The sequence below is a fragment of the Alphaproteobacteria bacterium genome (genome assembly GCA_024244705.1).
Lineage (GTDB): Bacteria > Pseudomonadota > Alphaproteobacteria > JAAEOK01 > JAAEOK01 > JAAEOK01.
Genome location: JAAEOK010000098.1, coordinates 108,206 through 120,755, shown reverse-complemented (window position 1 = coordinate 120,755; position 12,550 = coordinate 108,206). Strand labels below are relative to the sequence as shown.

General features: G+C 63.3%; 12 protein-coding genes. 9 read left to right on the top strand and 3 right to left on the bottom strand.

The genetic code is table 11. The annotated features are described in order from the left end of the window. Nucleotides 1-8: 8 nt before the first annotated feature. The 8 genes from GY791_18565 to GY791_18530 all read left to right on the top strand — a co-directional run bounded on the left by GY791_18565 (nucleotide 9) and on the right by GY791_18530 (nucleotide 9,532). A complete protein-coding gene (locus GY791_18565) occupies nucleotides 9-1,637 on the top strand; it encodes a HAMP domain-containing protein (protein ID MCP4330431.1) in 1,629 nt (542 codons plus the stop codon). Between the two features lie 32 nt (nucleotides 1,638-1,669). Continuing rightward, the gene (locus GY791_18560; GenBank protein MCP4330430.1) at nucleotides 1,670-2,116 is read left to right on the top strand and encodes a hypothetical protein; all 447 of its coding nucleotides are present in this window, start codon (nucleotides 1,670-1,672) and stop codon (nucleotides 2,114-2,116) included. Next, nucleotides 2,100-3,008, top strand: coding sequence for an RNase adapter RapZ (gene rapZ / locus GY791_18555; protein ID MCP4330429.1), 909 nt, complete (start codon nucleotides 2,100-2,102; stop codon nucleotides 3,006-3,008). Before GY791_18560 ends, rapZ begins: the two co-directional genes overlap by 17 nt. An 18-nt stretch (nucleotides 3,009-3,026) precedes the next feature. After that, on the top strand, nucleotides 3,027-3,431 hold the full coding sequence (locus tag GY791_18550; GenBank protein MCP4330428.1) for a PTS sugar transporter subunit IIA: 405 nt from the start codon (nucleotides 3,027-3,029) through the stop codon (nucleotides 3,429-3,431). A 7-nt stretch (nucleotides 3,432-3,438) separates the two neighbouring features. After that, nucleotides 3,439-3,735, top strand: a complete 297-nt coding sequence (locus tag GY791_18545; GenBank protein ID MCP4330427.1) for an HPr family phosphocarrier protein — start codon at nucleotides 3,439-3,441, stop codon at nucleotides 3,733-3,735. Beyond that, nucleotides 3,722-5,527 carry a phosphoenolpyruvate--protein phosphotransferase gene (gene ptsP, locus GY791_18540; protein ID MCP4330426.1) on the top strand — a complete coding sequence of 602 codons (1,806 nt, stop codon included), beginning with the start codon at nucleotides 3,722-3,724 and terminating at the stop codon, nucleotides 5,525-5,527. The genes GY791_18545 and ptsP overlap by 14 nt, the downstream gene beginning before the upstream one ends. A 77-nt stretch (nucleotides 5,528-5,604) precedes the next feature. Continuing rightward, the gene (locus tag GY791_18535) at nucleotides 5,605-7,005 is read left to right on the top strand and encodes an adenosylhomocysteinase (protein MCP4330425.1); all 1,401 of its coding nucleotides are present in this window, start codon (nucleotides 5,605-5,607) and stop codon (nucleotides 7,003-7,005) included. A 91-nt stretch (nucleotides 7,006-7,096) separates the two neighbouring features. Then, complete coding sequence (locus GY791_18530; GenBank protein MCP4330424.1) at nucleotides 7,097-9,532, top strand: PAS domain-containing protein; 2,436 nt, start codon at nucleotides 7,097-7,099, stop codon at nucleotides 9,530-9,532. A 129-nt stretch (nucleotides 9,533-9,661) separates the two neighbouring features. Here the strand turns inward: GY791_18530 and GY791_18525 are convergent, their stop codons facing one another. From GY791_18525 to GY791_18515, 3 genes are all read right to left on the bottom strand, one after another. Beyond that, nucleotides 9,662-10,165 (bottom strand): SRPBCC domain-containing protein, encoded by a 504-nt coding sequence (locus GY791_18525; GenBank protein MCP4330423.1) that lies wholly within the window; start codon nucleotides 10,163-10,165, stop codon nucleotides 9,662-9,664. Further along, on the bottom strand, nucleotides 10,158-10,529 hold the full coding sequence (locus GY791_18520) for a winged helix-turn-helix transcriptional regulator (protein MCP4330422.1): 372 nt from the start codon (nucleotides 10,527-10,529) through the stop codon (nucleotides 10,158-10,160). Before GY791_18520 ends, GY791_18525 begins: the two co-directional genes overlap by 8 nt. 238 nt (nucleotides 10,530-10,767) lie before the next feature. Beyond that, nucleotides 10,768-11,250: a DUF4437 domain-containing protein gene (locus GY791_18515; GenBank protein MCP4330421.1), complete on the bottom strand. Its 483-nt coding sequence runs from the start codon at nucleotides 11,248-11,250 to the stop codon at nucleotides 10,768-10,770. Between the two features lie 110 nt (nucleotides 11,251-11,360). Between GY791_18515 and GY791_18510 the strand changes: the two genes are divergently transcribed. Next, nucleotides 11,361-12,269, top strand: coding sequence for a LysR family transcriptional regulator (locus tag GY791_18510; protein ID MCP4330420.1), 909 nt, complete (start codon nucleotides 11,361-11,363; stop codon nucleotides 12,267-12,269). Nucleotides 12,270-12,550 lie beyond the last annotated feature (281 nt).

Sequence of the window (12,550 nt, the reverse complement as noted above, 5' to 3'; positions counted from 1 at the left end):
CCCGGAATATGGGAACCGAACGGGTGGCCGATGCCGAATGGACGACCGGACCGCGCCGCAAGCGGCGGCGGCTTTCTCCGATCACGCTCCGCATCACCGCGGTCAATATCCTCGCCCTGGCCATCCTGGTCGCCGGGCTGCTCTATCTCGGCGAGTACCAGCGCAGTCTGGTGCAGACCTCGCTCGAAGGCCTGAAAACCCAGGGCGAACTGATCGCGGGCGCCATAGCCGAAGGTGCGTTCAGCGAGGATCGCCGGGTGCAAAGGGCGCTCGACCAGGTCATCGCGCAACAGCTCGTGCGGCGGCTGACGGAGTCGGGACGGGTTCGGGCGCGACTGTTCGATCCCGGCGGCAATCTGGTCGCCGACAGCCGGCAGCTGGCCGGCGCCAGCCGGGCCGTAATCGTCGAGGAGTTGCCGCCGCCCGAAAGCGGCGACGGCATAGGACGGTTCTTCGTCGATCTCTATGGCCGGTTGTTGGCCCTGGTCGGCCCCGACGAGGTGCCGCCGCTCTATATCGAAACACCGGTGCCGTTGGCCCGCGACTATCACGAGGTGGTATCCGCCCTATCGGGCGATTTCACCGCCGAGGTGCGGCGTCATCCGGAAGACCATCTCGTGCTCAGCGTTGCCGTTCCGGTGCAGCGCTACCGGCGGGTTCTGGGCGCCCTCATGCTGACCATGGATAGCCGTGAGATCGAGCGCACGGTGCGCGCGGTCCGCCTCGACATTCTCAAGGTGTTCGCCGTCGCCCTCACCATTACCGTGATCCTGTCGATCTATCTCGCCGGCACCATCGCCCACCCGATCCGGCGGCTGGCCTCGGCGGCGGAACGGATGAAACGAGTCCGCGGCCGCAAGGTCACGATCCCCGATTTCACCTCCCGCGATGACGAGGTCGGCGACCTGTCGGGCGCGTTGCGGGAGATGACCGAGGCACTGTGGCGGCGGATGGATGCGATCGAACGCTTCGCCGCCGATGTCGCCCACGAAATCAAGAACCCGCTGTCCTCCTTGCGGAGCGCCGTCGAGACCGCCGCCCGGGTCAAGGACCCGGACCAGCAGCGGCGGCTGATGACGATCATCCTCGAGGATGTGCAACGCCTCGACCGGCTGATCACGGACATCTCCAATGCATCGCGCCTGGATGCCGAACTGTCACGCGTGCAGTCAGAACGGGTCGACGTCGGGTCGATGCTGAAAACGCTTTCCAACATCCACAGTGAGACCGCCGACAGCGGCCCCGAGCTCGTCTTCGACATCGATCCCGGCGCATTGGTGGTCGAGGCGCAGGACGGGCAGATGGTTCAGGTGTTCCGCAACCTGATCGAAAACGCGATCTCGTTCTCTCCGCCCGACGGCAAGATCGTCGTCTCCGCCGCCCGCTCCGGCGACAAGGTTCGCGTCGAAATTGCCGACGACGGACTGGGCATCCCCGAAGGAAAGGAGGACGACATTTTCGAGCGCTTCTACAGCGAGCGCCCGGAGGGCGAGAAATTCGGCATTCACTCGGGCCTCGGCCTCAGCATTTCGCGGCAGATCGTCGAGGCCCATGGCGGAACCATCGAGGCTGTCAACCGGCATCGCGAAGGCGTCGTCATCGGCGCGTGCTTCACCGTGCTGATGCCGGCGGTCTGAGCCGGCGGCGACCGGCGCGGGTAGGAACGGCGGTGGCCCAAATCCACGGCACATGCATCGAGGTCGCGGCGATCGGACTCCTGCTCCGCGGAGCCCCGGGTAGCGGCAAGAGCGACCTCGCGCTGCGCCTGATCGACGGTGGTGGACGCCTGGTCGCCGATGATCGCGTCGACCTGGCGGCGGCGGATGACGGCCTGCGGGCCAGTGCGCCGAAAGCCCTGGCCGGCCGGATCGAGGTGCGTGGTCTCGGCATCATGCGGATGCCGGCGGTTGCCTCCGTCCGGGTCGCGCTGGTTTGCGATTTGATGGCGCCGGAACAGATCGATCGTTTGCCGTCGCCCGACAGCGCAGTGATCGCGGGCGTGTCCGTGCCGCGGCTCGCGGTGGCGCCGTTCGAGCCGTCGGCGCCGGCCAAGCTTAGGCTCGCGGCAGCGGCAATTGGGCGTGGTATAGTGCCTGGCGATGACGACCACGGATGACACGCCGATGGCGGCGGAGGCGCTCAAAGAGGCCGCGACGACCCCGGTATTGCTGATAACGGGCATGTCGGGCGCCGGCAGAAGCTCGGTCCTGCGCGCGCTCGAGGATCAAGGCTATGAAGCGGTCGACAATCTGCCGCTGACTCTTCTTGAGACCCTGGTCCACAGCGAAAAAGAGCTGTCGCGCCCGGCGGCCATTGGGGTTGACATCCGGACCCGCGATTTCGGCGTCGCCCGGCTTACCCGCGAGATCGACCGCCTGAAGAACACCCCCGGCCTCGATGTCATGCTGATCTTTATCGACTGTGACGATGAAGTGCTCGGCCGACGCTTCACCGAGACCCGTCGCCGCCATCCGCTGGCCATGGACCGGCCGCTCGCCGACGGGATCCGGGACGAACGAATCGTGCTCAATGCGGTGCGTGAGCGAGCCGATCTGGTCATCGATACGACGACCTCCAGCCTTGCCGACCTGCGGAGCGATCTGGCCCACCGTTTTGCACGCGATTACACCCCCGGGCTCAACGTCATCGTGACCTCGTTCTCTTATGGCAAGGGCCTGCCGCGTGGTGCCGATCTGGTGTTTGACGTGCGGTTTCTCGACAATCCGTACTACGATTCCGCCTTGCGGCCGCTTACCGGACTCGATCAGCGGGTCGCCGAGTTCATTGCCGAGTCGCCGGGCTTCAAAACTTTTTTTGACAACTTGACCGAGTTGTTGTTGCCTCTGCTGCCGCGTTATGAGCGGGAAGGGAAGAGCTACCTGACGATCGCGGCGGGATGTACCGGCGGACGGCATAGGTCGGTCTATGTCGCGGAACGACTGGCGGCGACTTTGCGTCAAACCGGTGTCCCGGTGACCGTGCGCCACCGCGACTTGAGCCATCGATAGTTTGAAAGGGATTGGCCGATGATAGGAATGGTCCTCGTTACCCACGGCCGCCTAGCGGAAGAATTCATCGCCGCTCTCGAACATGTCGTCGGGCCGCAGGAACGGGTCGCGGCAATTTGCATCGGTCCCGACGACGATATGGAAAAACGGCGCAAGGACATCCTCGACAGTATCGAGACGGTCGACGGCGGCGACGGTGTCGTGCTGCTTACCGATATGTTTGGCGGCACGCCGTCGAACTTGGCAATCTCGGTTATGGAAAACGCGAACGTCGAGGTCATCGCCGGCATCAATCTACCAATGCTCATCAAGCTGGCCAGCGCCCGCGAGGCCGGAGATCTGGCGAAGGCGGCGGCCGAAGCCCAGGAAGCCGGCCGCAAATACATCAACATCGCCTCCAGCCTGTTGCAGGAAGATTCGTAGGCGCGCCATGGATGCCACGCAAGAGCCGGCGATCGCCACCGTGCGGCGGTCGGTTGAAGTCGTCAACGATCGCGGTCTGCATGCCCGTGCGGCCGCCCGATTCGTCAAATTGGCCGAGACTTTCGACGCCGAGATCACGGTCATCCGCAGCGGCATCGAAGTCTCGGGCGGATCGATCATGGGGCTGATGATGCTGGCGGCCGGACCGGGGTGCGCCATCGAAATCGTGGCGCGCGGACGCGAGGCGGCGGCGGCGGTCGCCGCATTGGCGAAGATGGTGAGTGATCGTTTTGGCGAAGGCTAAGGAGAAACGTCATCCGGGCCGCAAGGGCGGCGCCAAGAAGGCGGCGAAGGAGCGCCGCCTGACCGGCCTCGGTGTCTCGGCCGGTATCGCCATCGGCCGAACCCATGTCCGCGAAATCGGCGCCCCCGACGTGCCGGAATACCGTATTCCAAAAGCCGCCATTGCCGGCGAGCAGGCTAGGTTCGAAGCCGCTGTCGTGACCTCCCGCCGCCAGGTCGATCGGCTCAGAACGAAGACCGAAGACCTGCCACCGGCGGCGGCCGAAGAGATGGGTTTCCTTCTCGATGCCCACGGTCAGATGCTGTCGGGTTCGCGCCTGACGCGTGGCGTGGCCGAGCGCATCAGCCGTGACGCGCTCAACGCCGAAGCCGCGGTGCAGGCGGTGATTTCCGAGATCGCCCATGGCTTCGCGGCGATGGAAGATGCCTATCTCGCGGCCCGCATCGACGACATCCGCGAGGTCGGCAACCGGCTCATCCGCAACCTCACCGATACGCCCTACCAGGCATTTTCACGGGTGGCGGAAGGTTCGGTGATCATCGCCGAGGAACTAACGCCGGCCGACACCGCGCTCCTCGACCCCGCCGGGATCGCCGGGTTCGCCACCATCCTCGGCGGTGTCGAAGGCCATACCGCGATCATGGCGCGTTCACTAGGTCTGCCGGCGGTGCTCGGCGTCCCCGGGCTGGTCGGGCTGGTCGAACCCGGGGCCACGGTCATCGTCGACGGTACGGACGGCGTGGTGATCGTCGATCCGGGCGACGAGACCGTGGCGGACTATACCAGTCGCGGCCGGGCGTGGCGCCGCGAGGAGCGCAACCTGGCGCGGCTCGGCGCGTTGCCGGCGATCACCCTCGACGATGTTGCCATTCGTTTGCAGGCCAACGTCGAGCTGCCGCGCGAAATGGAGAACGCGGTCCGCATGGGCGCCGAGGGCGTCGGTCTGTTGCGCACCGAGTTCCTCTATATGAACCGGGACACGCTGCCCGACGAAGAGGAGCAGTATCAAGCGTTGCGGGAGGTGGTCGGCGGAATGGGAGGACCCGAGATCACCATGCGCACCCTCGACGTCGGCGGCGACAAGCTGGCCTATTCGCTGGGCGGGCATATCGGCGAAAGCGTGAACCCGGCGCTCGGGCTCCGGGCCATTCGGCTGTCGCTGAAAGACGAGCGCCTGCTCGACGCCCAATTGGCGGCGATGCTGCGCGCCGGAGCCCACGGTCCGATCCGTGTCCTGCTGCCGATGATCTCCAACCTGGGCGAGCTCAAACAGGTGCGCGAGCGCATGAAGCGGGTGGCCGCGCGGCTCAACCGCCGCCGCGTCAAGTTCGCCGATCCGCTGCCGCCCTTGGGCGTGATGATCGAGGTGCCGGGCGCCGCGCTCGCCGCCGATGCACTCGCTCACGAAGCGGATTTCTTCGCCATCGGCACCAACGACCTGACCATGTACACGCTGGCAATCGACCGCGGCGACGATCAGGTGGCCCATCTCTACAATCCGCTGCACCCGGCGGTGCTGCGTCTGATTCAGTTCTCCACCGAGGCCGCGCTGCGGGCCCGAATCCCGGTTTGTCTGTGTGGTGAGATGGCCGGCGACGCGCGCTATACGGCTCTGCTCCTCGGTCTCGGTATCCGCGATCTGTCGATGACCGCCCAGTCCCTGCCGCGGGTCAAGCAGCGCATCCGTAACCTCGATCTGAATGCCGCGACACGGCGCGCACGGCTGATCATGGACCAGTGGGATTACGGCCGCATCGCGACGCTCCTCGACGACTTCAACGCATTGGCCTGAATCGATCCTGATTGGCGCTTGAGGCGGCCGGTCGCGCCTGCTATCACCGCGCACGAAATTCCCCTGGGAGAAACCCTATGACTGACACCGCCGATTACATCGTCGCCGATATCGGCCTGGCCGATTGGGGCCGCAAGGAGATCGATCTCGCCGAAACCGAGATGCCCGGCCTGATGGCGGTGCGCGAGGAGTTCGGCCCGTCGCAGCCCTTGGCCGGCGCCCGCATCGCCGGCTCACTCCATATGACGATCCAGACCGCGGTGCTGATCGAGACCCTGGAGGCGCTCGGCGCGACCGTGCGCTGGGCGTCTTGCAATATCTATTCGACCCAGGACCATGCCGCGGCCGCCATCGCCGCCGGGGGCACCCCGGTGTTCGCGGTCAAGGGGGAGACGCTCGAGGAGTATTGGGACTACGCCCACCGGATCTTCGATTGGGGCACCGCCGAGACCCCCAACATGATCCTCGACGATGGCGGCGACGCGACCCTGCTGGTTCATCTCGGTGCAATGGCGGAGCACGACCCATCCGTTCTCAACGATCCGCAGAACGAGGAGGAGGAGGTCCTCTATGCCACCATCGCCAAGCGGATCGCCGAATCGCCCGGCTGGTACGGGGCCTTGGCCGAAAGCATAAAGGGCGTGACCGAGGAGACGACGACCGGGGTCCATCGCCTCTACCAGATGGAACGCGACGGCCGGTTGCGGTTCGCCGCCATCAACGTCAACGACAGCGTCACCAAGTCGAAGTTCGACAACCTTTACGGCTGCCGCGAATCGTTGGTCGACGGTATCCGCCGCGGCACCGACGTCATGATGTCGGGCAAGGTCGCGGTGGTGTGCGGATACGGCGAGGTCGGCAAGGGCTCGTCGCAATCCCTGCAGAATGCCGGGTGCCGGGTTCTGGTGACCGAGATCGACCCGATTTGCGCCCTGCAGGCGGCGATGGAAGGGTTCGAGGTCGTGACCATGGAGGAAGCGGCGTTGTTGGGCGACATATTCGTCACCGCGACCGGCAATATCGACGTCATCACGATCGATCATATGCGGGCCATGAAGCACCGTGCCATCGTCTGCAATATCGGCCATTTCGATTCCGAGATCCAAATCGCCGCGCTCAAGAACTACAAATGGCACAACGTCAAGCCGCAGGTCGATGAGATCGAATTCCCCGACGGCAAGCGGCTGATCCTGCTGTCGGAGGGCCGCTTGGTGAATCTCGGCAACGCGACCGGCCATCCCAGCTTCGTGATGAGCATGTCATTCACCAACCAAGTGTTGGCGCAGATCGAGTTGTGGACGCGGCCGGAAAACTATGACCGCAAGGTCTACATCCTGCCCAAGCATCTCGATGAACGGGTTGCCGCGCTCCATCTCGACAAGCTCGGCGTTCACCTGACCCGGCTCAACGAAAAGCAGGCCACCTATATCGACGTTCCGGCGGAGGGTCCGTTCAAACCCGACCACTACAGGTACTGAGGCGCCGGCCGGCCGTCGCCTTCGCTTGTCGCTTTCGCACGCCGCGCTTAAACTGGCCATCGTGATACGAAACGCTCGATGGGCCATCACGATGCGGCGCGTGCTGTCTTTCGCCGCCCCGTTCCTGCTGTTCTCCGCTCCCGCCGCGGCAGCCGATGGCGGTGTGTCCGCGCCGTGGCTGCTCTCGCTGCTCGCGGTCGGTGCTGCGGTCGCGGCGGTCTCGGCCTATTCGGTGAGCGCGCGACGCTTGTCCAAGCACGGGGATTTGCTCATCCCACTGGCCTCGGCGGCGCTCACCCGGGAATCGCCGGAAGACGCGCTGTTGGTATTCCGCCCCGACGGCGGGGTCACGGCCTTAGGGCTTGGCGCGTTGCTCGGTTTGGGTTCGGATGAAACGATCGATGTGGCCGCCCTGTGCCGGTCGCTGGAGACCGTCGACGGCGCAAATCTTGGCGGCGCCATTGACCGGTTGCGCGCTGACGGCGTCGGCTTCGCGCTCGATGCGCGTGGCACCGAAGGCGAAAACGACCGCCGCTTCGCGCTGGTCGGTCGACGGGTTGCGATCCCCGTCGATCGCGAGGTCGATGTTGTTCGGGTTCGCGACATCAGCGACGAATTCCGTTTGCGCCATGATGCGGTGGTCGAGCGGGATATCCTCCGCGAAACCTTGAACGCCTTGCCGTTTCCGATCTGGTGCCGCGACAAGGAGCTGTCGATCATCGACTGCAACGATGCCTACGTCGCCGCGGTCGAGGCCGACAGCGTCGCACAGGTCGTCGCCGAAGGGCGCGAGATCGCGGCCGCGGCGATCGAGAACGGCGGCAAGGCGCTGGCGCACGATGCGCGCGACATGGGTACGCCGTTGTCGCAGAACCAGCACGTCGTCATCGGCGGTTCCCGCCGCTTGCTCGAAATCACCGAGCAGCCGTTGACCGGGACATCGATGGTCCTTGGTCTGGCGATCGACCACACCGGCTTTGAGGAGGCAAGCGTCGAGCTCAGACGCCATGTCGACGCCCATGGCGAGGTGCTGCAGCACATGGCGACCGCGGTCGCGATCTACGGCCCCGACAAGCGGCTCAAGTTCTTCAACGGCGCGTTCGTCAATCTGTGGGGACTCGACGGCGAGTTTCTCTATGCCGAGCCATCCATGGGCGAGGTTTTGGAGGCGCTGCGGGTGCGGCGGCGATTGCCGGAATTCGCCGATTTTTTGGCCTGGAAGAGGGAGCAGGAACGCCAGTTCATGACCCTTATCGACCCGGTCGAAGACCTGATGCATTTGTCCGACGGCCGCACCCTGCGCACCCTGACGACGCCCCATCCATTTGGCGGATTGCTGTTTCTATACGAGGACGTCACCGACCGGCTGGCCTTGGAACGGTCCTACAACACCCTGATCGACGTTCAGCGAGAAACCCTCGACCATCTCTATGAGGGGGTGGCGGTGGTCGGCGGCGACGGTCGTATCAAATTGTTCAATTCGTCCTTTGCCCGCATCTGGGACTTGCCGGAAAGTTTCCTCGATAGCAGTCCCCATTTTGGCGAGGTCGTCGACCGCTCCCGGCATTTCATCGAGACGGAAAACTGGGACAGTTACAAGGAACGGGTGGTCGCCCGGGTGACCGATCGCCAAGTCTATTCCGGCGAACTCGAACGGACCGACGACACGGTGCTCAATCTCGCCTTCGTACCTCTGCCCGACGGCGGAACCCTATTGAGCTATATCGATTCGACCGATTCCTCTCGCGTTCAACGAGCCTTGCGCGATAAGGCCGAAGCGCTCGAGACCACCGATCGCCTCAAGACCGAATTCCTGACCAATGTCTCTTATGAGCTCCGCACGCCGCTCAATACGATCATCGGGTTCAGCGAGATCCTCGAGAAGAATTTCTATGGCGAGCTGAACGAACGGCAACAGGAATATGTCGGCGGCATCCTGCAATCGTCGCAGGGCCTACTGGCGTTGATCGACAATATCCTCGACCTGTCAATGATCGAGGCCGGCAGGCTGAGTCTCGAATTCGGCGAGATCGATCTGGCGACCATGCTCGGGGCCACTCTCGATCTCGGCACCCAATGGGCGCGCCAGGCGAACTCCGAACTCGACCTCGATCTCGCCCCGGATCTCGGACACATCGTCGGCGACGAGCGGCGTCTCAAGCAAGCGGTGATGAATCTGGTCAGCAACGCGGTCAAGTTTACCGGCGCCGGCGGCCGCATCACCATATCGGCACGGCGCAACGGCGACCAAGTGGCGATCGGCGTCACCGACACCGGAATGGGTATCGACGCCGCCGATCAGAAAAAAATCTTCGAGAAATTCGAGCGCGGCAGGACCCCGGACGGTCGTGCCGCCGGGGTCGGGCTAGGGCTGTCGCTGGTCAAGCAGATCGTCCAGCTTCACGGCGGGCGGGTCGAGATCAGTTCGCTGCCGGGCGAGGGATCGACGGTGACCTGCGTCCTGCCGGACGATCCGCCGCGGTCGGCAACGGACGAATCGCCGACGGCGATACCGGCCGTCGGCTGAGGGGTCCGGCCTTGGCGAGACGGTAGGATCGCGTCGTTTCGGACGGCGCCTCGCGGACCGCCTCGCCCAACCCGCAACAGAATTGATTCGGCAGGAACACATGGTGCACCGAGCAGCATTCGCTCTCAGCTATGTATTTTTGGCCTGTAGCTCTGCGAACAGCTCATCCAGTACTGAATAGCCGCTGCCCCAGCCCTTATCCATACCGGCCATGGCCCCGGCAAAACAGGCGATTTCGGCGTCGGTCGCTTCGATGGGCACCATCGTCAGCCGCACCTTGGTCTTGGAGCCCAGGTCCTCGAATGTCACGGTCGTCAACAGCACACGAGGCCAGTCCGTCATCATGGGATTGGTGATGATGTTCCAATCGGAGTCTGTGGAAGAGTGATGCCAAACCAGCTTCTCTTCCGGCACGACTTCTTGGAATACGATTTTGCTAAGATCGGATTTGTCCCCCCATTTCATCTCGTTGAGCCACATCCCACCGGGTTTCAAATCAAATTCATGAATGATCGTTTCTACCCCGGGGCCATACCAACGCGAGAGCAATTCGGGGTCGGTCCATGCTCGCCAGACCATTTCACGGGGCGCATCGAATACTCGGTCAAGCAGGTACTCGGGTAATTCACTCATCGCCTGTATCCTTTGCTGCGGCTTGTTTCATGTGCATCAGGACCTCATCGAGCTGGTCGAAGCTGGTCCCCCAAAAAGCTCTGAATTCGGCCAGCCAGTCGACGGCGACCGCCAAGTTTTCAGCCTTCAATCTCGCTGGGCGGCGTTGTTCGTCAACATCCCGCTCAATCAACCCTGCCCGTTCCAGCACCTTCAGATGCCGAGAGACCGCTGGTTGGCTTATTTCAAACGGTGCTGCGATCTCATTCACCGAAGCCTCACCGTCGGCAAGTCGCGACAATATTGCCCGCCGCGTAGGGTCGGCCAACGCGGCAAACACCACGTCGAGATTCGCCTGCGGATTTATATAACCTAATTGTTCCATAACATATTAGTTATATTATTACGCAATCCTGTCAATAGGATTATTGCAGGCTCTTTGCTCGATGGTTGTTAAGTACGGCTCGAAGCCTGGTTGCATCGCCACCCATGGGGGCAAACCGATTCCGGTGCCCCGCCCGCGCTTTGTCGCAAAGGTGGCGCCACTGAGCGGACAGCGCTTCGGCACAAGCCGACATTCCCCCGGGACCGGACCCATCGCGGGGAAATGTCGGAGGTTTCGACTAGTCAGTGGCAGCATGGGCCAGCGTGAAGTCGAACGGTTTGTGCTGATGGATGAGGAGGATGCAGTCTTCCGGGCCCGCGCAGGCGTCGTCGTGCACCGCTTCGCCGGGTTGTACGACATAGGAACCCGGCGGCAATGTTCTGCTGTCGCCATCGCCGAAGGTATGCACCCAGTTTCCCTGCAGGGTGACGCCGTAATAGGCCGCGCTGTGACTGTGCGCCCCAGGGGTCCAACCGGACGGCAACTTCAGGAGCATGGCATACTCACCGCTATCCGTGTTTTCCCAAAGCAGCGCCATCTGTCCAGTCCCTCCGGCGAATGGCACCCAATTCAGGTCGTCGACCGGCACGCCGATTTCGTGCTCGACGGCGGTGATCGATTTTGAGAATGCGGTGGCCGGTGCGATCGCAAAGACCCCGATCACGATGGCGGCGGCGAATTCCCGCAGACCGATCATGGGTTTGGTTTTCCTGGCAGACATTGGTGATGTTCCTTTCATGATTCCGGTTGAGTCGCACGCCGTAACATGATCTATTCGAATTCCATGAAAAATATCGAAGAACGCAAAAGATATATGCGAATATATCATAAATGAGCGAACTTTCGCATATGCCGCTATTCGTTCGTGTCGTCGAAGACGGGAGCTTTTCCGCGGCGGCACGCTTCCTTGGCATCACGCCGTCCTCGGTTTCCCGCCAAGTATCCCAGTTGGAGAGCGAACTCGGAACGCGCCTCTTCCACCGCACCACGCGCAAGCAGAGCCTCACGGAGGCCGGCAACATGTATTTCCAACACGCGCGTCGCATCGTCGCCGATCTTGACGAGGCTCGACTGGCGTTGAGCCGGCTTACCGACACGCCGTCAGGTCGCCTGCACGTCACCGCGGAAGCGGATTTCGCGGTCGCGTTTGTGGCGCCCATTCTGCCGGAATTCCTCGACCGCTATCCCGCGATACAGCTTCGCTTCTCTTTGGGCGCCGGCGCGATGGATCTCGTCGACAGTGGCATCGATCTCGCCATACGTATGGGTCATCTGGACGATTCCGGCCTGATCGCGCGCAAGATCGCGATGAGCCGCTCGGTGCTGTGCGCCAGCCCCGCCTATCTTGCAAAGCGAGGCACGCCTCGGCATCCCAGCGAGCTCGAAGCGCATAGTTGTCTGTCATTCCGCACTCAATTGGGAAAGAACCGTTGGAGCTTCCAGTCGCCGCGGGGTGTGATTGACGTGCCGATATCGGGATGCCTCAACGCGAACAGCGTCGTATTCCTGCGTGACGCCGCCCTCGCCGGGCTGGGGATCATCATGGTTCCGACGTGGATCATCGGCCACGCCCTGAAACGTGGGCATCTGGTGCCCTTGCTCGAAGACTTTCCATTGATACCGCCTAGCACCCCGATCCACGCGGTCTTCGCCCACAACCGGCATCTGGCGCCCAAGGTTCGCGTGTTTGTTGATTTTCTCGCGCAACGAATAGAGCCGGGTTCAAGTGCGGCGGCGTAGCGCCAGAATCCACGAATTGTCCGAAGATTGGTCGGGCTCGAAATTTGGCTCATCGCCGAGACACGATGACGACCCCGCCGGCGGGGCGGATAGGGCCGCGTACCACATCCCCGGCATGCAGCCGGACCTTGAGAGGCGTCCCGCCGAACCACGCGGTAACGGCACCATCGGCGCGATGTGCCCGGCTTGACATGGCGTTGGCGGACCGGATGATGGGGCGCGAAGGACGAACCAACCAAGACCGCGCGGCGGCACCGATTCGGCCCGTCCGGAAGCCGCCA

Excerpts from the sequence above, each read along its gene's own strand:
- GY791_18545 (MCP4330427.1), top strand. The coding sequence starts at position 3,439 with ATGGATGCCACGCAAGAGCCGGCGATCGCCACCGTGCGGCGGTCGGTT.
- GY791_18565 (MCP4330431.1), top strand. The coding sequence starts at position 9 with ATGGGAACCGAACGGGTGGCCGATGCCGAATGGACGACCGGACCGCGC.
- GY791_18510 (MCP4330420.1), top strand. The coding sequence starts at position 11,361 with ATGAGCGAACTTTCGCATATGCCGCTATTCGTTCGTGTCGTCGAAGAC.
- GY791_18550 (MCP4330428.1), top strand. The coding sequence starts at position 3,027 with ATGATAGGAATGGTCCTCGTTACCCACGGCCGCCTAGCGGAAGAATTC.
- GY791_18525 (MCP4330423.1), bottom strand. The coding sequence starts at position 10,165 with ATGAGTGAATTACCCGAGTACCTGCTTGACCGAGTATTCGATGCGCCC.
- GY791_18530 (MCP4330424.1), top strand. The coding sequence starts at position 7,097 with ATGCGGCGCGTGCTGTCTTTCGCCGCCCCGTTCCTGCTGTTCTCCGCT.
- GY791_18515 (MCP4330421.1), bottom strand. The coding sequence starts at position 11,250 with ATGTCTGCCAGGAAAACCAAACCCATGATCGGTCTGCGGGAATTCGCC.
- GY791_18520 (MCP4330422.1), bottom strand. The coding sequence starts at position 10,529 with ATGGAACAATTAGGTTATATAAATCCGCAGGCGAATCTCGACGTGGTG.
- GY791_18535 (MCP4330425.1), top strand. The coding sequence starts at position 5,605 with ATGACTGACACCGCCGATTACATCGTCGCCGATATCGGCCTGGCCGAT.
- rapZ (MCP4330429.1), top strand. The coding sequence starts at position 2,100 with ATGACGACCACGGATGACACGCCGATGGCGGCGGAGGCGCTCAAAGAG.